This is a genomic window from Methanoculleus sp. UBA413, assembly GCF_002502935.1.
GTDB lineage: Archaea > Halobacteriota > Methanomicrobia > Methanomicrobiales > Methanoculleaceae > Methanoculleus > Methanoculleus bourgensis.
Genome location: NZ_DAQR01000080.1, coordinates 33,630 through 34,454, shown reverse-complemented (window position 1 = coordinate 34,454; position 825 = coordinate 33,630). Strand labels below are relative to the sequence as shown.

The following is an 825-nucleotide window of genomic DNA, read 5'->3' as shown; positions in this document are numbered from 1 at the left end:
ATCCTGAAAGGGCTTGAGCCGACGGCCGAGATCGTCGGGCTTGAGACGATCTACTACCCGGTCTATGAGATCTGGTTTGCATCGGAGCACGGGGAGCGCTCGATCGTCCTCGACGGCATCTCCGGAAAGGAACTCCCTCTCCCGGTATCCTGACCGGAGCACTTATCCATGCCTGGGTCGACATGAGATCGTGTGCCCTCACCCGCCCCCCGGGGGGCGGGTGAGGGGAAGGAGAACTTGTTATGGATTCGTACCGATGCACACTCTGCGGCTACATCTACAACCCCGCGATCGGGGATTCTGCCCGCGGCGTTAAGCCGAACACAGCCTTCGAAGACCTCCCTGCAAACTGGAGATGCCCCCGGTGCGGCGCGGCGAAGAGCCGGTTCGTGAAGGTCTGAGAAGCGGTCCAGTTCCGGACCACTACAACCTGTCTATTCTTTCAGAAGGCCCGGGAGTCTCCTGGTCCCGCGTGAGGCGGGAGAGGAAGGTTATCACCGTCGTCTCCTGCACCAGAACCACAAGATAAGGTGGTGCAAATGCTCCAGTAAACCCCCTTTTCTCTAGTGGAGCATTTCATCTAATATTTCCTATGAAAACCACCCGATTTGGCGAGTGGGGGTCATGGCTCTGTTTGTGCCCCGGGTCCGGCTTGTGCGGGGAGGGGGTCTCCCCCTCCCCTGCCCCCACCCCCCAGGATGATAGCCACCACGGTCCCCTGCCCGGGCTCGCCCGGAGAGCGTAGCCTGATGGTTGGTTCGTGTGCACCTTCGCCTCACGCGAGCGGTTGGTGATCCGCATCAGGACCCGCAACATAAGGTGAAA

1 protein-coding gene is annotated in these 825 nt (G+C 60.5%); it reads left to right on the top strand.

Features of this window, described 5'->3' with window-relative positions; all coding sequences use genetic code 11:
- Positions 1-242: 242 nt before the first annotated feature.
- Entirely contained in the window at positions 243-401 is a 159-nt protein-coding gene (locus tag BP858_RS06375) for a rubredoxin (protein WP_062261125.1), read from the top strand.
- Positions 402-825: the final 424 nt, after the last annotated feature.